This is a genomic window from Streptomyces sp. NBC_01549 (genome assembly GCF_026339955.1).
Taxonomy (GTDB): domain Bacteria; phylum Actinomycetota; class Actinomycetes; order Streptomycetales; family Streptomycetaceae; genus Streptomyces.
In genome coordinates this window covers 5,425,937-5,446,423 of sequence record NZ_JAPEPW010000001.1, presented here as the reverse complement: position 1 = coordinate 5,446,423, position 20,487 = coordinate 5,425,937, and the positions used below count along the sequence as shown (strand labels likewise).

Here is a 20,487-nt window from a genome sequence, read left to right as displayed (position 1 = left end):
GGCTCCCCTTTCGATCTTGAACGACCGGGGAAGCCTCCCAACTACGGGTTACGGCCCGTCAGTTACTCGTGTATCCCGCACGTTTCTGCAACCGCACACGTGCAGCCCGCTGGACGCCCAAGGGGACGACGGGGAACGACTGGGGACGATGGGGGAGGAAACGCGCTGAGGGCCCGCACCCAGACGGGTGCGGGCCCTCAGTCATGCACTACTGCCCGGCAGTCACGTTCGACTGCCTAGCGGTGAGCTGCGTTCAGCTCTGGCCGCCGGCGAGCTTCTCGCGAAGCGCAGCCAGGGCCTCGTCCGACGCCAGGGCGCCGGAGGTGTCGTCCGACTCCGAGGAGTACGAACCGCCACCGGAGGCGGCCGGAGCCGCACCCGTGGAGGTGGCACCCTCGGCCTCGGCCTGAGCGTCGGCCTCGCGGGACTTGATGACCTGAGCCTGGTGCTGCTCGAAGCGCGACTGCGCCTCGGCGTACTGGTGCTCCCACGCCTCGCGCTGCGTCTCGTAGCCCTCGAGCCAGTCGTTGGTCTCGGGGTCGAAGCCCTCGGGGTAGATGTAGTTGCCCTGGTCGTCGTAGGACGCGGCCATGCCGTACAGGGTCGGGTCGAACTCGACCGAGGCCGGGTCGGCACCGAAGGACTCGTTGGCCTGCTTCAGCGAGAGGCTGATGCGGCGGCGCTCGAGGTCGATGTCGATGACCTTGACGAAGATCTCGTCGTTGACCTGGACGACCTGCTCCGGGATCTCCACGTGGCGCTCGGCCAGCTCGGAGATGTGGACCAGACCCTCGATGCCCTCGTCCACGCGGACGAACGCACCGAACGGAACGAGCTTGGTGACCTTACCCGGGACGACCTGACCGATCTGGTGCGTACGGGCGAACTGCTGCCACGGGTCTTCCTGCGTCGCCTTGAGCGACAGGGAGACGCGCTCGCGGTCCATGTCGACGTCGAGGACCTCGACGGTGACTTCCTGGCCGACCTCGACAACCTCGGAGGGGTGGTCGATGTGCTTCCAGGAGAGCTCGGAGACGTGCACGAGACCGTCGACGCCACCCAGGTCCACGAAGGCACCGAAGTTGACGATCGAGGAGACGACGCCGGAGCGGACCTGACCCTTCTGGAGGGTGGTGAGGAACGTCTGGCGGACCTCGGACTGGGTCTGCTCGAGCCAGGCACGGCGGGACAGGACCACGTTGTTGCGGTTCTTGTCCAGCTCGATGATCTTGGCCTCGAGCTCCTTGCCCACGTACGGCTGGAGGTCGCGGACGCGGCGCATCTCGACGAGGGAGGCCGGCAGGAAGCCACGGAGGCCGATGTCGAGGATGAGACCACCCTTGACGACCTCGATGACGGTACCGGTGACGATGCCGTCTTCTTCCTTGATCTTCTCGATCGTGCCCCAGGCACGCTCGTACTGAGCGCGCTTCTTGGACAGGATCAGGCGGCCTTCCTTGTCCTCCTTCTGGAGAACCAGGGCCTCGATCTCGTCGCCGACGGCGACGACCTCGTTCGGGTCGACGTCGTGCTTGATCGAGAGTTCGCGGCTCGGGATCACGCCTTCGGTCTTGTAACCGATGTCGAGCAGGACCTCGTCCCGGTCGACCTTCACGATGACGCCGTCGACGATGTCGCCGTCGTTGAAGTACTTGATCGTCTCGTCGATCGCGGCGAGGAAGGCTTCCTCGTTACCGATGTCGTTGACCGCTACCTGCGGCGTGGTAGAGGTGGTCTCGGTGCTGCTCGTCATGTGGGAAAGGGCTCCGGTACGGACAGTGAGTCGTAGGTACTGCTTACGCCGGGAGCCCGTTTCGCCCTGTAGAAGCCGGACAGCCAAGGAAGCGTCGATCCGGTGACCCGGAGGCGCCTCGAAAACCGAGGGGACATACATACAGATGCGAGCGCAGCCTGCTACGTCTGAGGAGCGCAGGCCCGCAGCGCAACTTGTAGCATACGGGGGCAGCCGGGCAGGGTCAATGCGCGAAGGCGCACACCCGGGGCGGATCGCCGCATACCCGGCACAAAACCTGTCTCACGAGGCCACGCGCGCCATAGGCAACCCCTGCCGTGACACTCCCGAGACCGGTTGGAGCCGCAGACTAATACGAGGGAGCCGATCATCCAAGAGCCCCAGATCCAAGAACCGGACCACTCCGAGGACCAGAAGCCGGATTCCGCCGAACCGGAGGCGACACGGCGTGTCGCGGGCGCCACGGAGAGCTCCCGCGCCAACCGCGGCTGGTGGGACCGGAACGCGGACGACTACCAGACGGAGCACGGCACGTTCCTCGGGGACGACCGTTTCGTGTGGGGCCCCGAGGGCCTCGACGAGGTGGAGGCCGAGCTGCTCGGCCCGCCGGAGGACCTCAAGGGCAAGGACGTCCTGGAGATCGGCGCCGGCGCGGCCCAGTGCTCGCGCTGGCTGGCCGCCCAGGGGGCCCGTCCGGTCGCCCTGGACCTCTCCCACCGCCAGCTCCAGCACGCGCTGCGCATAGGCGGCCGGGTGCCCCTCGTGGAGGCCGACGCGGGCGCCCTGCCCTTCGCGGACGGCTCCTTCGACCTCGCGTGCTCGGCGTACGGCGCGCTGCCGTTCGTCGCCGACCCGGTGCGCGTCCTGAAGGAGGTCCACCGGGTGCTGCGCCCCGGCGGCCGCTTCGTCTTCTCCGTGACACACCCCATCCGCTGGGCCTTCCCGGACGAGCCCGGCCCCGAGGGGCTGTCCGTCTCCTCCTCGTACTTCGACCGCACTCCCTACGTCGAGCAGGACGAGGAGGGCCGCGCGGTCTACGTCGAGCACCACAGGACGGTCGGCGACCGGGTGCGGGACGTGGTGGCCGGGGGCTTCCGGCTGCTCGACCTGGTCGAGCCGCAGTGGCCCGCCTGGAACACCCAGGAGTGGGGCGGCTGGTCCCCGCTGCGCGGAAACCTGATCCCCGGTACGGCGATCTTCGTGTGCGTACGAGACTGAACGGGTGATCCGTTACGACGCCCTGGACGCGCTGCCCGTACGCGGCGCCCTGCCCGCCCTGGACGACGCCCTGGAGGGCGGCGGCAGCGCCGTGCTCGTGGCGCCGCCCGGGACCGGCAAGACGACCCTCGTGCCGCTGGCGCTCGCCGGGCTCCTGGACGACGCACGGCCGGGGCGCGGGGTCGTGGTCGCCGAGCCGCGGCGGATCGCCGCCCGGGCCGCCGCACGGCGGATGGCGTGGCTGCTCGGCGAGAAGGTCGGCGAGAGCGTCGGGTTCACCGTGCGCGGGGAGCGGGTGGTGGGGCCACGCGCGCGTGTGGAGGTCGTCACGACGGGCGTCCTCCTCCAGCGGCTCCAGCGGGACCAGGAGCTCGCGGGCGTCGACGTGGTGGTGCTTGACGAGTGCCACGAACGTCATCTGGACGCCGACACCGTCGCCGCGTTCCTCCTGGACGTACGGGCCGCGCTCCGTCCCGAGCTGCGGCTCCTGGCCGCGTCGGCGACGACGGACGCGGCGGGGTGGGCGCGGCTGCTCGACGACGCGCCCGTCGTCGCGGCGGAGGGCGTCTCGTATCCGGTGGAGGTGGAGTGGGCGCCACCGGCACGTCCGGTACGGCCGCCGCACGGCATGCGTGTCGATCCGGCGCTGCTGACGCATGTCGCGTCGGTGGTGCGGCGCGCGCTGGCGGAGTGCGAGGGGGACGTCCTGTGTTTCCTCCCCGGGGTCGGGGAGATCGCGCGGGTGGCGGGTCTGCTGGGAGATCCGGGCGGCCGGGTCGACGTGCTCCAGGTGCACGGGCGGGCGCCCGCCGCCGTCCAGGACGCGGTGCTGTCACCGGGGACCGGGGACCGGCGCCGGGTGGTCCTGGCGACCTCCGTGGCGGAGTCGTCGCTGACGGTTCCGGGGGTACGGGTGGTCGTCGACTCCGGGCTGGCGCGGGAGCCGCGGGTGGACCACGCGCGCGGGCTGAGCGCGCTGACGACGGTACGGGCCTCGCAGGCGGCCGGGCGGCAGCGGGCGGGGCGGGCCGGGCGTGAGGCGCCGGGACGGGTGTACCGCTGCTGGGCGGAGGCCGAGGACGCCCGTCTGCCGCGTTTCCCCGCTCCGGAGATCAAAGTGGCCGACCTGACGGCGTTCGCCCTGCAGGCGGCCTGCTGGGGCGATCCTGGGGCGACGGGGCTGGCACTGCTGGACCCGCCGCCGGGCGGGGCGATGGCGGCGGCGCGGTCCGTCCTGTCGGCGGTGGGTGCCGTGGACGCGGCCGGCCGGGCCACGGAACGCGGTGTCCGCATGTCCCGGCTGGGTCTGCACCCCCGGCTGGCCCGCGCGCTGCTGGACGCGGCCCCCGTGGTGGGCGCCGACCGCGCCGCCGAAGTGGTCGCCCTGCTGAGCGAGGAGCCGCCCCGCGAGTACGGCGACGACCTGGCCGGGGCCTGGCGCCTGGCCCGACGCGGCGGCGACCCCTACACGGCCCGCTGGCGCACCGAGTCCCGGCGCCTGCGCTCGGCGGCGACGGGACTCTCCAGCCCGTCCGCCCTGGACAGCGCCCGCGGTGGCGGGGTCGAGGGTGGTCCGTGGCCCGCCGGTGGCGGCGATGATCGCGTGGTCGGGCTTGTGGCTGCCCTGGCGTACCCCGAGCGGCTCGCGCGGGCCCAGGGCGGCTCCTGCCTCATGCTCAACGGCACCCGTGCCGACATCGGCGACGGCTCGGCGCTGCGCGGCGCGCCCTGGCTGGCGGTCGCCGTGGCCGATCGGCCCGTCGGGGCCGGGCACGCGCGCGTGCGGCTTGCCGCCGTGGTCGACGAGGAGACGGCACGGCGGGCCGCGGCGCCCCTGCACAGCGAGGGCGACGAGGTCCACTGGGCCGACGGCGACGTCGTCGCGCGGCGGGTCGAACGGCTCGGGGCCGTGGAACTGGCGGTGCGTCCGCTGAAGAACGCCGCCCCCGGGCTCGTACGGGAGGCGTTGCTCGAGGGGCTGCGGGAGCACGGGTTCGGGCTGTTGCGGTGGTCCCCGGATGCCGAGGGGCTGCGTCGGCGGCTCGGGTTTCTGCGGCTGCACCTGGGTGAACCCTGGCCCGACGTGTCCGACGACGCGCTCCACGCGCGCGTGGACGAGTGGCTGGAGCCGGAGCTCGGCCGTGCCCGGCGGCGGGCCGATCTGGCGCGGATCGACGCCGGGCAGGCGCTGAACCGGCTGCTGCCGTGGGCCACGGGAGACGCGGCCCGGCTGGACGAGCTCGCGCCCGAGCGGATCGAGGTGCCCAGCGGGTCCAGGATCCGGATCGACTACGCCGACCCCGAGCAGCCGGTGCTCGCCGTCAAGCTGCAGGAGATGTTCGGGCTGCACGAGTCACCGACGGTCGCGGGTGTGCCCGTGCTCGTCCATCTGCTCTCGCCCGCCGGGCGCCCCGCCGCCGTCACCGCCGACCTCGCCTCCTTCTGGAAGGACGGGTACAGGGCGGTGCGGGCGGAGCTGCGGGGCCGCTACCCCAAGCATCCGTGGCCCGAGGACCCGGCGATGGCCGAGCCGACCCGGCACACCAACGCGCGGCTCAGGCGCTGACCGGCTCCGGTTCCGCCGCCTCCGTGGGGGCCGGGTCGCCCGGGCGGCGGCTGCGCGCCTCCAGGTAGAGGGAGAGGGACAGCAGAGCCGCGCCCAGGAGCAGGAAGCCCCACGGCAGATACGACGTCAGCAGCAGGATCAGGGTGCGGTTGGACTTGACGAGGGCGACGGTGTGCTTGATGTAGTCCTCGCGCATCTTCACGTGTCCGGCGAAGGCGGTCACCTTGTCGCGGTCCCCGAGGAGGGTGCCGCCCCGCAGTTCCTCCTTGTGGATCTCCTCGCCGTAGACCGGCGCCCCGGTGACCGGTTCCACCCAGAACTTGCGGACGGTCGTGTACCAGCGTGTCGTGCCCGTCTTGGCGACCGACTCCGCAGTGATGCCCTGGACCGGCATGACCTTGGGGAACTTGACCTTCGTCCAGGGGATGGTCTGCTCGAAGTAGTACACCTTGACGCCACGGAAGGTCTGGGTGCCCTTGTAGTGGATGGGGGCCGAGGTGCGGGTCTGCGCGTCGAAGTACTCGTAGTCCCGCTTCTCCGTGTGGAAGGGCCACTTGAACTCGATGCCCTCGCGTGTGACGGGGTCGCCGTCGACGGACTCGCCGGTGGCGTGGACGGGGTCCTGGCTGTGCGCGTCGAAGATGTAGCGCTCGGGGAGCTTGGAGACCATCTTCCCGTCGGGGCCCTGTACGTAGGAGAGGCTGTCCCAGACGACGACGTCACGGCCCGCGGTCTTCTCGATGCGATCGGAGGCCTCGACGTTGCCCTTGAGGGTCTGCACGATGGTGACCTTGGGGACCTTCTTGGCCTGCATGGTGCCGTAGTCGAGCAGGGTCGCGTCCTTCGCCTCCAGGACCATGTCCTGGTACTGGTTGGCGGGGATCTTCGCCAGCCGCGGGAAGGCGTACCAGCGCAGCAGCGGGGACAGCGCCGCGAAGAACACGGCGAAGGCGAGCAGGATCAGGCTGGCCTTGCGACGCATCTCGGCGTCCCTCCCTGAGAGTTACGGCTGCCCTGCGGGCTACGGGTGCGCGGGCACGGTCGTCAGCAGCGGCTTGGGCGAGGTCTTGCCGGCCGGTGAGCCCATGGCCGTGATGGTGAGCACCAGGGCGAACGCCACGGCGAGACCGGTCGCGGCGGCGATGAGGGCGCGCATGCGGGGCCTCCCGGGGGACGGCGGATCGAGAACTGATACCTCGTCAGATCCGGCACCGTAGCAACGGCGGGGCGAGATGAGAACACCTTGCGCACACAGACGAGGGCGCCCCTCCGCCGGGAAGCGGAGGGGCGCCCTGGACGCGTGTACGGCCTACGAGGCGGCCTCGGCGACCTTCAGCTCGACCGTCAGTGCCGCGCCGCCCGTGGTGTTGATGCGCAGCAGGAACGTGCCGGTCGCGTCGTCCGCGTACAGCTTGGGGAGCTTGAGCACGCCGTCGGCGTCCGTCGTGAGGTCCGTGAGGGTGCGGATCACCTTGCCGTCCGCGTCCTTGAAGTACGGGCCCTTGTCGTCCTCGGTCGCGTCGTCCGCCGACTTCACGAGCGTCGCGGTGGCCGCGACCTTGCCGGCGACGGCGCCCTTGTAGGTGGCCTTCACCTCGACCTGGTCGGCGAACTCGCCGCCCGGCACGCAGGTCAGCTCGGTGTCGCCGGTGCGGGTGAGGGTGTCGGCCTGGCGCGGGGTGACGGTGGCCGTGTAGTCGAGGCCGCCCAGGACGCGGCCCACGACGGTGGCGCGGACGGTGAAGTCACCGGTCTTCTCGCCCGCCACGAGTGCGGGTGCGGTGGCCGTGCCCGTGCTGCCGGTGACGACCGTGGCGACGTTCTCGCCGCCACTGAAGGTGGCGTCCGTGTCGCCGATGATCGTGAACCGTACCCGGACCTTCGCCACGGCCTTGTCCGCCTTGGACTCGGCCCGCACGGCGACCTTGGCGTCGAAGGCGCCGCCCGCGGTCGCCGTGAGCTTCCCGGTGTTCGCGTCCTCCAGATGGTCCACCGTCTGGGTGGGCGTGGGCGGCGTCGGGGTGGACGAACTCGGCGGGGACGACGGCGGGCTGGGGCTCGTCGAGCCGCCGCTGCCCGGCTTGGGGGTGCCCGGCTTGGACGTGCTCGGCGCGCTCGGCGTACTCGGCGTGCTCGGCGCACTCGGCGTCGAGGTCGCGGGCGCGGACGGACTCGGGTTCGCCCCGGAGTCGTTGCCGCTGCTGTGCGAGGGCAGCGTGCCCGTACCGTCCGGGACCTCGTGGGTGCCCTTGCGGTAGTACTCCAGCCACGACAGAACCGTGTTGAGGTACGCCGTCGAGTTGTTGTAGTTCAGGATCGCGGCGTTCATCTGCGACTGCACGGACAGGTCCCGGTCGAACCGGCACAGGTAATGGCCGGCCGCGAGCGCCGCGTCGTAGACGTTGTTGGGGTCCTTCTTGCCGTCGCCGTTGCCGTCGCGGCCCGCCCACTCCCAGGTGGACGGGATGAACTGCATGGGGCCCACGGCCCGGTCGTACGCCGGGTCGCCGTCGTACGCGCCGTTGTCGGTGTCGGCGATCAGAGCGAAGCCGTTGCCGTCGAGCTTGGGGCCGAGGATCGGCGAGTACGTCGTGCCGCTCGCGTCGACCCGGCCCCCGCGGGCCTGACCGGACTCGACCTTGCCGATGGCGGCGAGGAGTTGCCAGGGCAGGTTGCAGCCCGGCTTGGAGGCGCGCAGCTCCGCCTCGGCCTTCTTGTAGGCATCGAGGACGGTCGCGGGTATGCCGGCCTCGGTCTCGCCCACCGAGACGGGCGTGCCCGTGGTCGGGCTCGCCGACGGGCTCGGGTTGGGGCTCTTCAGCGGCGGAAGGTCGGTGTAGTACGGCGAGTCGCCCGTCGCGCCGCCGCCTTCGCCGCCGGTGCTCGCATCCGCGGAGGGCTGGGCGCCGGCGGCCTGTCTGCCGAGGTCGTCGGTGGTCACTCCGGGTGCCTGGGAAGCGGACAGGGCCGCCACCGCGGCCGCGGCCACGGCGGTGGTCGCCGCTCCCTTGCGCAGTCTGCCGAAATGCGCCGCCATTGAGTGAACCCCTCCCGTGGACGACCGTCCGCGCTCCGCGCGTTCGCTGGCTCTGTGACCCAGGCGACCCTACGACAACTTCCGTCGCCCGGGCACCCGTTCGTGCCCGTTTTTCACCGGTTGGCCATGTGGGATTGTCCGAGAGAACACGCACCCCGGGGTGGAGCCCGCGGACATTTTCACGCGTCCCTCATACTGGGCGTCGGCGATCAACGAGGCCGACATATCCGACCAACGTCTGCCACAGGGGGATGCTTTGCCCTTCACCCTCAGCCACGCGGCGGCCGTACTGCCCGCCCTGCGCGGCGACGGAAGCGGCCGTGGCCGACTGGTTCCCGCGGCACTTGTGGCCGGTTCCTTCGCCCCCGACATGACCTACTACGCGGCGAGTGTGGTCCCCGGAGCGATGGAGTTCGGCGATTTCACGCACTCCTTCACAGGTGTCTTCACCTTCGACGTGCTCGTCGCCTGGGCGTTGGTGGGTGCCTGGCTGATACTGCGTGAACCCTTGGTGGCGCTGCTGCCGCGGACCCGTCAGGGCCGTCCCGCGGCTCTGCTGCGCTGCGGGAGCCCGCGCGGGCAGGCGCGTTCCTCGGCTGCAGCGTGGTGGTACGCCTCCGCGGTGCTCGGCGCGCTGACGCACGTCGTGTGGGACGCGTTCACGCACCACGACCGGTGGGGGGTGCGGCTGATCCCCGTCCTGTCGCGCGACGCCGACGGCACGCCGGTGTTCACCTACGCGCAGTACGGCAGTTCGCTGGTGGGGGCCCTGGTGATCGTGGCCTTCGTGGTCGTCGCGCTGCGCCGGACGCCCTCGGCCGAACCGGTGGGAGTGCCGGTGCTGTCGCGTTCCGACCGGTGGCTGGCGGTCGCCGTCATCGGCGGCTGCGGGCTGATGGGCGCCGTGCAGCGGGCTTCACGCTGGTGGGCCTACTGGGGCACCCGCGCGAAGCCCTGGGAGTTGATCCCGGCACTGTGCTTCGGCGCGGGAGCGGGTCTCGTGCTCGGCCTCGCGCTGTACGCCGTCGGGGTCAGGGTGTGGCGTCCCGCTCCGGCTCGTCCCAGCCCGGCACCGGCCCGTACGGCGCCGAAGCGTCCGACGCCTCGCTGATCCTGTTCTCCGGAGTGGCGCCCTGGACGGCGCCGCGTCCGGGGTTGAGGCCGCGGTGGACCGCCTGGGCGATGCGCTCGATGGTGCGGACCCCGTACGCCATCGTCGGGTTGTCGTGCGACAGGACGACGATGCGGTACGTGCGGTCGGAGCCGGTGAACACGCCGACGCTGTGGACGCGCCAGCCGTGGGTGGACCGGGGCAGCCAGCCGTTCTTGATGTGCGCCTTCAGGCTGCGCGGCATGCCGGCGGGGACGCCCCAGCGCTGGTCGCTGCGGACCTTGCTGAGCAGTTTCAGGCCGAAGGTGCGGCTCTTCAGGAAGGAACCGGCGTCTGTGAGCACGCCCAGCAGCCGCATCTGGTCGGCGGCCGTGGTGCGCGTCAGGCCCCAGTAGCCGGCCGGACCGAGCTCGGTGCGGCGGGTTCCGACGCGGTCCAGGAAACGGCCGAGGCAGGTGCGGCCCAGGTCGTTCCACAGATGCTGGGCCGCGGTGTTGTCCGAGGCGGTGATCATGGGACGTACGTTGGCGAGCTCCCAGTCCGTGAGGGTGCGCTGCAACTCGTCCGCGCGGCGCAGGGCGGCCTCCATGATCGTGACCTTGACGACGCTCGCCGCGTCGTACCGACGCTCGCTCGCGAGGGCGCAGGTCAGGTCGCTGTTGTCGTCGCGCACCGCCACGGCGACGGTGCCCCGGCGTGACGACAGCGCCGCCCTGATGTCGCGGGACATCCGGGCGGCGAGGTCCGGGTTCTGAGTGGAACGGCAGGCCGCGGGCACCTGGGCGGTGCTCGCGCCCGCGGCAACTGCGGGTACCGGCGCGAGCAGCGCCGAGACGACGGCTGTGGCCATGGCTGTACGACGGTTGAGCATGCGTATACCCATGCCCGCATCCTTACGGTCCCCTTGCACGGGGGGCGTCTTTGCGAGGGCCACGCGAGTGAACGGTTCCCTCCGGGGGGCGAGCGGACCCCGCCCCCTGCGCCTCCGGCCCACCGGAGAGGCCTCACGCCTACGGCCACCCGACAAAAAATCTCCGCCCTGCGGACGGCTCGCGAGGCGGGCGGGCGCTGCTTCACGCAAGGCGGGGCAGAGCCCGACTTTCCCCACGGGCGGCGCGCACGGCGAAGCACGGACCAACTTTCCCCGCGGCCGGCGCGCACGGCAGAGCGGGGCCGACTTTCCCCACAGCCGGCGCACAGGGCCGAGCCGGGGGGACCGCTTTCCCTGCGGGCGGCGCGCACGGCAGAGCCATGGGGCGGCTTCCCCGCAAGCGACTGTGAGGCGGGTGCCCTGTGGGCGGGGGCTTCCCCCGAGCGGGGTAGGACGTCGGTCCACACCGCCGCACAAGCCGCCCGCAGGGGACCCGCCGCCGAGCCGGTCGGAGCCGCAAGCAACTCCCCCGGGAACCGAACCGGCCCGAAGCCGGGGCCGGGACGAGAATCCAAGAGGCCCGGGGCCCGAGACCGGGGCCGGGGCCGGGGCCCGAGACCGGGGCCCGAGGCCAGGCCCGAGGCTAGAGACCGGAGCCGGAGGCCGGAGGCCGGGGCCGGGGCCGGAGGCCGGGACCAGAGGCCGGGGCCGGGGCCGGAGGCCGGAGGCCGGGGCCGGGGCCGGAGGCCGGAGGCCGGGGCCGGAGGCCGGGGCCGGGGCCGGAGGCCGGAGGCCGGGGCCGGAGCCCGAGGCCCGGGCCCGAGGCCCGAGGCCCGGGCCCGAGGCCCGAGGCCCGGGCCCGAGGCCCGAGGCCCGGGCCCGAGGCCCGAGGCCCGGGCCCGAGGCCCGAGGCCCGGGCCCGAGGCCCGAGGCCCGGGCCCGAGGCCCGAGGCCCGGGCCCGAGGCCCGAGGCCCGGGCCCGAGGCCCGAGGCCCGGGCCCGAGGCCCGAGGCCCGGGCCCGAGGCCCGAGGCCCGGGATCGGGAGCCGAGGCCCGGGACCGGGGGCCTCGTTCGCCGGGGGCTAGTGGGCTGCGGATTCCCAGTCGGGGCCCGCCCCGACGGACACGTCGAGGGGTGCCCGGAGATGGACGGCGGACGCCATCTCGCGGCGGACGAGTTCCTCGGTCCTCTCGCGCTCCCCAGGGGCGATCTCCAGGACGATTTCGTCGTGGACCTGGAGGAGCATGCGGGACTTGAGGTCCGCCTCCCGCAGCGCCCGGTCCACGTTCAACATCGCGATCTTGACGATGTCCGCCGCCGTGCCCTGGATGGGCGCGTTCAGCGCCATGCGCTCGGCCATCTCGCGGCGCTGACGGTTGTCGCTGTTCAGGTCGGGAAGGTAGCGGCGACGGCCGAAGAGGGTCTCCGTGTAGCCCGTGGCGCGGGCCTCGTCCACGACCCGGCGCAGATAGTCCCGTACGCCTCCGAAACGCTCGAAGTACGTGTCCATCAACGCACGCGCCTCACCCGCGTCGATGTTCAGCTGCTGGGACAGACCGAACGCCGACAGCCCGTAGGCCAGGCCGTACGACATCGCCTTGATCTTGCGGCGCATCTCCGCGTCGACCGCCGAACGCTCGACCGAGAACACCTGCGACGCCACCGTCGTGTGCAGGTCCTCGCCTGACGTGAACGCCTCCAACAGGCCCTCGTCCTCGGACAGATGGGCCATCACGCGCAGTTCGATCTGGCTGTAGTCGGCCGTCATGAGGGACTCGAAGCCCTCGCCGACCACGAAGCCGCGACGGATCGCGCGGCCCTCCTCCGTACGCACCGGGATGTTCTGCAGGTTCGGGTCGACCGACGACAGTCGGCCGGTCGCGGCCACCGTCTGGTTGAACGTGGTGTGGATGCGGCCGTCCGCGGCGATCGTCTTGATCAGGCCCTCGACCGTCACCCGCAGCCTGGCCTGCTCACGGTGGCGCAGCATGATGACCGGCAGCTCGTGGTCGGTCTGCGTGGCCAGCCACGCCAGCGCGTCCGCGTCCGTCGTGAAACCGGTCTTCGTCTTCTTCGTCTTGGGCAGGTCCAGCTCCCCGAAGAAGACCTCCTGGAGCTGCTTGGGCGAGCCGAGGTTGAACTCGTGACCGACGGAGGCATGGGCCTCCTTCACCGCCTGCTGCACGGCGCCCGCGAACATCTGCTCCATGGCTTCCAGGTGCGCCCGGTCCGCCGCGATGCCGTGCCGCTCCAGGCGGGCCAGCAGCGCCGACGTGGGCAGCTCCATGTCACGCAGCAGCTCGGCCGCGCCAACCTCCTCGAGCCTCTCGCCGAACGCCTCGCCCAGGTCGAGGATCGTGCGGGCCTGTACCATCAGCGCCTCGGCCTCGGCCTGGTCGTCCGCGCCGAAGGCCAGCTGACCGTCGGCCGCGGCGGCGGGCCCCAGCTCCCGGCCCAGGTACTCCAGGGACAGCGCGTCCAGCGCGAAGGAACGGCGGCCCGGCTTGACCAGATACGCGGCGAGCGCGGTGTCCATGGACACGCCCTCGATCGTCCACCCGTGCTCGGCGAAGACACGCATCGCGCCCTTGGCGTTGTGCAGCACCTTGGGCTTCTTCGGGTCGGCGAGCCACTTCGCGAACGCGTTCTCATCCGCCTCGTCCAGCTGCGAGGGGTCGAACCACGCCGCCGCACCGTCCGCCGCGGCCAGCGCGACCTCGGCCACCGAGCCCGAACCCAGCGCCCAGGTGTCGACGGTGGCCAGACCCAGCACCGCCTTCCCGTCGTGCTCGGCGAGCCACGGCTTCAGCTCACCCGCACCCAGCACCACCCCGTCCAGCTCGACACCCTCGACGACCGGAGCGGCCGCCTCGGCCTCCTCCGTCCCGGGGTCGACGGCGTAGAGCCGCTCACGCAGGGAGGGGTTGCGGATCTCCAGGGTGTCCAGGACCATCGCGACCGCCGTACGGTCGTACGCCGCGCGCTCCAGGTCGGTGACCGTCTTCGGAAGCTCGACGTCCTTCACCATCTCCGTGAGACGGCGGTTGAGCTTCACCGCCTCCAGGTGGTCGCGGAGGTTCTGCCCGGCCTTGCCCTTCACCTCGTCGACGCGCTCGACGAGGTCCGCGAACGAACCGAACTGGTTGATCCACTTCGCGGCGGTCTTCTCACCGACCCCGGGGATGCCCGGCAGGTTGTCCGACGGGTCGCCGCGCAGCGCCGCGAAGTCGGGGTACTGCGCCGGCGTCAACCCGTACTTCTCGACGACCTTCTCCGGAGTGAACCGGGTCAGCTCCGAGACGCCCTTCGTGGGATACAACACCGTCGTGTGCTCGGACACCAGTTGGAAGGAGTCGCGGTCACCAGTGACGATCAGGACCTCGAAGCCCTCGGCCTCGGCCTGCGTCGCGAGCGTGGCGATGATGTCGTCGGCCTCGAAGCCGTCGACCGCGAACCGCTGCGCGTGCATCGCGTCCAGCAGCTCGCCGATCAGCTCGACCTGCCCCTTGAACTCGTCCGGGGTCTTCGAACGGTTCGCCTTGTACTCGGTGAACTCCTCGGAGCGCCACGTCTTGCGTGAGACGTCGAACGCCACCGCGAAATGCGTGGGCGCCTCGTCGCGCAGCGTGTTCGCCAGCATCGACGCGAAACCATAGATCGCGTTCGTCGGCTGACCCGTCGCGGTCGTGAAATTCTCCGCGGGCAGCGCGAAGAACGCGCGGTACGCCAGCGAGTGCCCATCCATGAGCATCAGCCGCGGACGGCCCGCACCCGTGGTTTTCTCGGTCTTCTTCGATGCTGTTTCTGCCACGCCCCCGATCCTGCCACGCCCCACTGACAGTGCGGACCTCCCGGGACCGGCCACCCTCGCCGTCACCGGCACGTGCGAGGATCGCCGACGTACTTCACACGTATATGCGAGGGGGTCCCCTGATGGCCAGCAAGCCGCCCAAGAGCGATCCGGTCCAGGACACGCCGCAGATCGCCGAGCCGAAACGCGCCGCGGCCGGGCTGCCCGCCATCGGACACACCCTGCGCATCGCACAGCAGCAGATGGGAGTGAAGCGCACCGCGCTGACCCTCCTGCGCGTCAATCAGAAGGACGGCTTCGACTGCCCGGGCTGCGCCTGGCCCGAGCCGGAGCACCGGCACACGGCGGAGTTCTGCGAGAACGGCGCGAAGGCGGTCGCCGAGGAGGCCACCCTGCGCCGGGTCACCCCGGACTTCTTCGCCGCGCACCCGGTCACCGACCTGCACGGCCGCAGCGGCTACTGGCTCGGCCAGCAGGGTCGCCTCACCCACCCCATGTACCTGCCCGAGGGCGCCGACCGCTACGAGCCGGTCTCCTGGGAGCGCGCCTTCGACATCGTCGCCGAGGAGCTCGCCGCCCTCGGCTCCCCCGACGAGGCCCTCTTCTACACCTCGGGGCGCACGAGCAACGAGGCCGCGTTCCTCTACCAGCTCTTCGCCCGCGAACTCGGCACGAACAACCTGCCGGACTGCTCGAACATGTGCCACGAGTCCTCGGGCTCCGCGCTCTCCGAGACCATCGGCATCGGCAAGGGCAGCGTCCTGCTCGAGGACCTCTACAAGGCGGACCTGATCATCGTCGCCGGGCAGAACCCCGGCACCAACCACCCGCGCATGCTCTCCGCCCTGGAGAAGGCCAAGGCCAACGGCGCGAAGATCATCAGCGTCAACCCGCTGCCCGAAGCGGGCCTGGAGCGCTTCAAGAACCCGCAGACCCCCCAGGGCATGATCAAGGGCGCCGCCCTCACCGACCTGTTCCTGCAGATCCGCCTCGGCGGCGACCAGGCCCTCTTCCGCCTCCTCAACAAGCTCATCCTGGAGACCGACGGCGCGGTCGACGAAGACTTCATCGCCGAACACACCCACGGCTACGAGGAGTTCGCGGCCACCGCCCGCGCCGCCGACTGGGACGAGACCCTGACCGCCACCGGCCTCACCCGCGAGAAGATCGATGAGACCCTCCGCCTCGTCCTCTCCTCCCGGCGCACCATCGTCTGCTGGGCCATGGGACTCACCCAGCACAAGCACTCCGTGCCCACGATCCGCGAAGTGGTCAACTTCCTGCTGCTGCGCGGCAACATCGGCCGGCCCGGCGCGGGCGTCTGCCCGGTCCGCGGCCACTCGAACGTGCAGGGCGACCGCACCATGGGCATCTTCGAACGCCCCGCCCCGGCCTTCCTGGACGCCCTGGAGAAGGAGTTCGGCTTCACTCCGCCCCGCGAGCACGGCTACGACGTCGTACGGGCCATCCGTGCCCTGCGCGACGGCGACGCGAAGGTCTTCTTCGCCATGGGCGGCAACTTCGTCTCCGCCTCCCCCGACACCGAGGTCACCGAGGCCGCCATGCGCCGCGCCCGCCTCACCGTGCACGTCTCGACCAAGCTCAACCGCTCCCACGTCGTCACCGGCGCCCGCGCCCTGATCCTGCCCACCCTCGGACGCACCGAGCGCGACCTCCAGGACAGCGGCGAGCAGTTCGTGACCGTCGAGGACTCCATGGGCATGGTCCACGCCTCACGCGGCCGCCTGGAGCCCGCGAGCGAGCACCTCCTGTCCGAGCCCGCCATCGTCTGCCGCCTCGCCCGCCGTGCACTCGGCGAGGCCTCCCGCACCCCCTGGGAGGAGTTCGAGAAGGACTACGCGACGATCCGCGACCGCATCGCGCGCGTGATCCCCGGCTTCGACGACTTCAACGCACGCGTCGCCGACCCTGCCGGCTTCGCCCTCCCCCACGCCCCCCGTGACGAACGACGCTTCCCCACCGCCACCGGCAAGGCCAATTTCACCGCCGCGCCCGTCGAGTACCCGAAGCTCCCCGAAGGCCGCCTCCTCCTCCAGACCCTCCGCTCGCACGACCAGTACAACACCACCATCTACGGCCTTGACGACCGCTACAGGGGCATAAAGAACGGCCGCCGAGTGGTCCTCGTCAACCCCGAGGACGCCCGCGCGCTGAACGTCACCGACGGCTCGTACGTCGACCTCGTCAGCGAATGGCAGGACGGCATCGAGCGGCGCGCCGCCGGCTTCCGCGTCGTGCACTACCCGACCGCCCTCGGCTGCGCCGCCGCGTACTACCCGGAGACCAACGTCCTCGTCCCGCTCGACGCCACCGCGGACACCAGCAACACCCCGGCCAGCAAGTCCGTCGTGGTCCGTCTGGAACAATCGACCACCGACTGAGCGTTTGCTCAGCCAGTCAGAGAGACCGACGACGATCGGAGCCGGGCCCCATGGGCGAGCAGAGCCAAGTGAAGTTCCCGCAAGAGGTCATCGACGAGTACGCCGCACTCGGCGTCGACCTGCCCGCCCTCTTCTCAGCAGGCCACCTCGGCACCCGCATGGGCGTGCAGATCATCGAGGCCTCCGCGGACCGGGTCGTCGGCACCATGCCGGTGGAGGGCAACACCCAGCCGTACGGCCTTCTGCACGGCGGCGCCTCCGCCGTCCTCGCGGAGACCCTCGGATCGGTCGGCTCCATGCTCCACGGCGGCAGCTCCAAGATCGCCGTCGGCGTCGACCTGAACTGCACCCACCACCGCGGCGCCCGCTCCGGCCTCGTCACCGGCGTGGCCACTCCCGTGCACCGCGGGCGCACGACAGCGACGTACGAGATCGTCATCACCGACGAGAACGACAAGCGCGTCTGCACCGCCCGACTCACCTGCTTCCTGCGCGACGTGACCCCCACCGACGCCGACCACGTACGCGAGGCCTGACCCCGCCTCCAGAACGGCCCCCACCCACCACTCACCGGCAGCCGCATACGGCGAGCAAGGGGGCAGGAGACAACTGCCCCCACTCCGCGGCACTCGGGCACGGCGGGCAGGGGACGGGGCGGAGGTGTCCGCCCGCAGCGGCTGGCGCGTCAACACCGGCCCCTTCTGGGACCGACCGATTCCGCGCCTGACCGAGGACGGATACCTCCGCCCCGGCCCCGACCCCACGCGCCCCTTCCACGCACCCCTTCCGCACGCCCCGGCCCCCGCACGCCCCCACCCGCCGCAACCACACTCCAATACGCCGGAGTTACCGGAAACCAGCGGCAACTCAGCACCCTTTCGGGCGACTTAACACGCCTTCACGAGACCGCACGCCCGGACCGCACCTCATGCGCGCCAATACCGCGTACGCCGACCGAACTCCGAGTTCCCTTTTCTCGACGTAACGCTGCGTAACACGCACGCAATACGGCATCAGAGCTCCATCCTTCGACGGCCCGTACTCCCGCGACCTCTCCCGGCTCCTCCACGCGACCTGCGACGGCGTCCGACGGCGACCTTCGCCCACGCGCAACCGGAAGTGCGGATTCTCAACATGTGGAACGAGAAGAATTTCCGCCAAATCGGCTGAGAATACCCGTCCCTGAAGCCCATCAACCGGCACGTCATAACAAGAAAGTCACAAGCCAGCCCACGGCGATGCCCGGGCCCACAGACAGGCTTAGAGTCACGGCCAGTCACCGCGCCGCCGGGCGCGTCTGCAGCACGGCTCGGTTTCACCCAGTACGGCCCGGCGAGACACACGGCAGCTCAGCAGGGCTGCTGCGCCAGGGAGAGGATTCAACGTGCGACAGCGTTCTTTGGTCATACTCACCTCCGTGCTCACCACCGGAGCACTCACGCTGACCGCCTGCGGTTCGCGTGACGACAGCGGGGACAAGAGCAGCGGCAGCAAGACCGAGATCATCATCGGCGTTGACGCTCCGCTGACCGGTCAGAACTCCGCAACCGGCCTCGGCATCCAGGGCGGTGTGCAGATCGCCGTCGACGACGCCAACAAGAACAACACCGTTCCCGGCGTGACCTTCAAGGTCCAGGCGCTCGACGACAAGGCCATCCCGGCCAGCGGCCAGCAGAACGCCACCGCCCTCGTCAACAACGACAAGGTCCTCGGCGTCGTCGGCCCGCTGAACTCCGGTGTGGCCACGCAGATGCAGCAGGTCTTCGCGAAAGCCAACCTGGTCGAGGTCTCGCCCTCCAACACGGCGCCCGAGCTCACCCAGGGCAAGAACTGGCAGACCGCGAAGTCGCGCCCGTTCAAGACGTACTTCCGCACGGCCACCACCGACGCCCTCCAGGGCGGCTTCGCGGCCGAGTACGCGACCAGCACGCTCAAGAAGAAGAACGTCTTCGTCGTCGACGACAAGCAGACCTACGGCGCGGGCCTGGCCAAGCTGTTCAAGGCCGGCTTCACCAAGGGCGGCGGCAAGGTCGCCGGCGAGGACCACGTCAACACCGGCGACACCGACTTCTCCGCCCTCGTCACCAAGATCAAGAACTCGAAGGCCGACCTGGTCTACTACGGTGGCCAGTACGACGAGTCGGAGAAGCTCACCAAGCAGCTCAAGGACGGCGGAGTCAAGGTCCCGCTGTTCGGCGGCGACGGCATGTTCAGCGACACCTACATCCAGACCGCCGGCAAGACCTCCGAGGGTGACCTGGTCACCTCCGTCGGCCAGCCCGTCGACTCCCTGCCCTCCGCCGCGGACTTCATCAAGAAGTACAAGGCCTCCGGCCTCAAGGGCGACTACGGCACCTACGGTGGCTACTCCTACGACGCCGCGACCGCCATCATCAAGGCGATCGCCAACGTCGTGAAGGACGGCAAGGTCCCCGACGACGCCCGCGCCAAGATCGTGGACGAGGTCCAGAAGACGAAGTTCGAAGGCATCGCCGGCCCCGTCTCCTTCGACGAGTACGGCGACACCACGAACAAGCAGCTCACCGTCTACCAGGTCGTGGGCGGCAAGTGGAAGGCCGTCAAGAGCGGCACGTTCAACGGCTGATCCGATCCGATCCCAGCTGTGCTCAGCCGATTCCAGCTAACTCCAGCTGATCCCAGCCGATCCGAGATCCGCCGCTAGCTACACCCCAGGGCCGCGCGGCCAAGACCACACGTCACCGCGCGGCCCCTCCCATCTCCCCCCGTTCACTCTCCCCACCCACATGGAGGCCATGCGGTGAACACCCTGCCGCAGCAGCTGGCCAACGGGCTGTTCCTCGGCTCGATGTACGGGCTGATCGCCATCGGCTACACGATGGTGTACGGCATCGTCCAGCTCATCAACTTCGCCCACGGCGAGATCTTCATGACCGGAGGCTTCGGCGCACTCACGGTCTACCTCTACGTCCTGCCCGACGGCACATCCATGTGGATCGCCCTCCCAGCGATGCTCATCGGCGGCGGACTCGTCGCCGTCCTCATCGCCGTCGGGGCGGAACGGTTCGCCTACCGACCACTGCGCGGCGCGCCACGCCTGGCGCCCCTCATCACCGCCATCGGCCTCTCCCTCGCGCTCCAGCAGGCCGTCTTCAACTGGTACCCGGACGCCAAGACGGACCGCAACTTCCCCCAGATCGACGCCGGCCCCTGGCACATCGGGTCCATCAGCATCAGCAGCGGCTCCCTCTTCGTCATCGTCGCCGCCCCCCTCTGCATGGCGGCCCTCGCCCTCTTCGTCAGCATGTCCCGCACCGGCCGCGCCATGCAGGCCACCGCCCAGGACCCTGACACCGCCCAGCTCATGGGCATCGACACCAACAAGATCATCGTGATCGCCTTCGCCATCGGCGGCTTCTTCGCCGCCGTCGCCGCCGTCTCCTACGGCCTGCGCTACGGCTCGATCCAGTACAACATGGGCTTCCAGATGGGCCTCAAGGCCTTCACCGCCGCCGTCCTCGGCGGCATCGGCAACATCTACGGCGCCATGATCGGCGGCCTCGTCCTCGGCCTCGCCGAAACCATGGCCACCTCCTACATCGACGGCATCCCCGGCATGCAGCAGCTCGGCGGCGGCGGCTGGTCCTCCGTCTGGGCCTTCGTCCTCCTCATCCTCGTACTGCTGTTCAGGCCACAGGGCCTGGTCGGCGAACGCGTCGCGGACAGGGCGTGACCACC

General features: G+C 70.8%; 13 protein-coding genes. 7 read left to right on the top strand and 6 right to left on the bottom strand.

The window, feature by feature from the left end; translation table 11 throughout:
• Nucleotides 1-253: 253 nt before the first annotated feature.
• Nucleotides 254-1,753 (bottom strand): 30S ribosomal protein S1, encoded by a 1,500-nt coding sequence (rpsA, locus tag OG819_RS24190; protein WP_266415113.1) that lies wholly within the window; start codon nucleotides 1,751-1,753, stop codon nucleotides 254-256.
• 366 nt (nucleotides 1,754-2,119) lie between these two features.
• Here rpsA and OG819_RS24185 point away from each other — a divergent pair, with 366 nt between their 5' ends.
• Both OG819_RS24185 and hrpB read left to right on the top strand, forming a co-directional pair.
• Nucleotides 2,120-2,971 (top strand): class I SAM-dependent methyltransferase, encoded by an 852-nt coding sequence (locus OG819_RS24185; RefSeq protein WP_266652830.1) that lies wholly within the window; start codon nucleotides 2,120-2,122, stop codon nucleotides 2,969-2,971.
• Nucleotides 2,972-2,975: 4 nt separating this feature from the next.
• Nucleotides 2,976-5,537: an ATP-dependent helicase HrpB gene (hrpB, locus tag OG819_RS24180; protein ID WP_266651146.1), complete on the top strand. Its 2,562-nt coding sequence runs from the start codon at nucleotides 2,976-2,978 to the stop codon at nucleotides 5,535-5,537.
• Here hrpB and OG819_RS24175 read toward each other — a convergent pair.
• The 3 genes from OG819_RS24175 to OG819_RS24165 form a co-directional block, all read right to left on the bottom strand.
• Entirely contained in the window at nucleotides 5,527-6,519 is a 993-nt protein-coding gene (locus OG819_RS24175) for a DUF3068 domain-containing protein (RefSeq protein ID WP_266651145.1), read from the bottom strand. The genes hrpB and OG819_RS24175 overlap by 11 nt on opposite strands.
• A 39-nt stretch (nucleotides 6,520-6,558) precedes the next feature.
• The gene (locus OG819_RS24170) at nucleotides 6,559-6,693 is read right to left on the bottom strand and encodes an SPW_0924 family protein (protein WP_107096558.1); all 135 of its coding nucleotides are present in this window, start codon (nucleotides 6,691-6,693) and stop codon (nucleotides 6,559-6,561) included.
• A 153-nt stretch (nucleotides 6,694-6,846) separates the two neighbouring features.
• Nucleotides 6,847-8,574, bottom strand: coding sequence for a lytic murein transglycosylase (locus OG819_RS24165; RefSeq protein ID WP_266651144.1), 1,728 nt, complete (start codon nucleotides 8,572-8,574; stop codon nucleotides 6,847-6,849).
• A gap of 256 nt (nucleotides 8,575-8,830) precedes the next feature.
• Between OG819_RS24165 and OG819_RS24160 the strand changes: the two genes are divergently transcribed.
• Entirely contained in the window at nucleotides 8,831-9,685 is an 855-nt protein-coding gene (locus tag OG819_RS24160; RefSeq protein WP_266651143.1) for a DUF4184 family protein, read from the top strand.
• Here the strand turns inward: OG819_RS24160 and OG819_RS24155 are convergent.
• Together OG819_RS24155 and polA are read right to left on the bottom strand one after the other, a co-directional pair.
• Complete coding sequence (locus tag OG819_RS24155; protein ID WP_266581892.1) at nucleotides 9,606-10,568, bottom strand: serine hydrolase; 963 nt, start codon at nucleotides 10,566-10,568, stop codon at nucleotides 9,606-9,608. The two genes, OG819_RS24160 and OG819_RS24155, sit on opposite strands and share 80 nt — an antisense overlap.
• 1,070 nt (nucleotides 10,569-11,638) lie before the next feature.
• The gene (gene polA, locus OG819_RS24150) at nucleotides 11,639-14,368 is read right to left on the bottom strand and encodes a DNA polymerase I (protein ID WP_266651142.1); all 2,730 of its coding nucleotides are present in this window, start codon (nucleotides 14,366-14,368) and stop codon (nucleotides 11,639-11,641) included.
• A gap of 122 nt (nucleotides 14,369-14,490) precedes the next feature.
• Here polA and OG819_RS24145 point away from each other — a divergent pair, with 122 nt between their 5' ends.
• The 4 genes from OG819_RS24145 to OG819_RS24130 all read left to right on the top strand — a co-directional run bounded on the left by OG819_RS24145 (nucleotide 14,491) and on the right by OG819_RS24130 (nucleotide 20,482).
• Complete coding sequence (locus OG819_RS24145) at nucleotides 14,491-16,770, top strand: FdhF/YdeP family oxidoreductase (RefSeq protein ID WP_266623962.1); 2,280 nt, start codon at nucleotides 14,491-14,493, stop codon at nucleotides 16,768-16,770.
• Nucleotides 16,771-16,820: 50 nt separating this feature from the next.
• On the top strand, nucleotides 16,821-17,306 hold the full coding sequence (locus OG819_RS24140) for a PaaI family thioesterase (RefSeq protein WP_266623963.1): 486 nt from the start codon (nucleotides 16,821-16,823) through the stop codon (nucleotides 17,304-17,306).
• Nucleotides 17,307-18,154: 848 nt separating this feature from the next.
• Nucleotides 18,155-19,375 carry a branched-chain amino acid ABC transporter substrate-binding protein gene (locus tag OG819_RS24135; RefSeq protein ID WP_266651141.1) on the top strand — a complete coding sequence of 407 codons (1,221 nt, stop codon included), beginning with the start codon at nucleotides 18,155-18,157 and terminating at the stop codon, nucleotides 19,373-19,375.
• A gap of 174 nt (nucleotides 19,376-19,549) precedes the next feature.
• Nucleotides 19,550-20,482, top strand: coding sequence for a branched-chain amino acid ABC transporter permease (locus OG819_RS24130; protein ID WP_266651140.1), 933 nt, complete (start codon nucleotides 19,550-19,552; stop codon nucleotides 20,480-20,482).
• Nucleotides 20,483-20,487 lie beyond the last annotated feature (5 nt).

Excerpts from the sequence above, each read along its gene's own strand:
- rpsA (WP_266415113.1), bottom strand. The coding sequence starts at position 1,753 with ATGACGAGCAGCACCGAGACCACCTCTACCACGCCGCAGGTAGCGGTC.
- OG819_RS24175 (WP_266651145.1), bottom strand. The coding sequence starts at position 6,519 with ATGCGTCGCAAGGCCAGCCTGATCCTGCTCGCCTTCGCCGTGTTCTTC.
- OG819_RS24170 (WP_107096558.1), bottom strand. The coding sequence starts at position 6,693 with ATGCGCGCCCTCATCGCCGCCGCGACCGGTCTCGCCGTGGCGTTCGCC.
- OG819_RS24165 (WP_266651144.1), bottom strand. The coding sequence starts at position 8,574 with ATGGCGGCGCATTTCGGCAGACTGCGCAAGGGAGCGGCGACCACCGCC.
- OG819_RS24155 (WP_266581892.1), bottom strand. The coding sequence starts at position 10,568 with ATGGGTATACGCATGCTCAACCGTCGTACAGCCATGGCCACAGCCGTC.
- OG819_RS24145 (WP_266623962.1), top strand. The coding sequence starts at position 14,491 with ATGGCCAGCAAGCCGCCCAAGAGCGATCCGGTCCAGGACACGCCGCAG.
- OG819_RS24140 (WP_266623963.1), top strand. The coding sequence starts at position 16,821 with ATGGGCGAGCAGAGCCAAGTGAAGTTCCCGCAAGAGGTCATCGACGAG.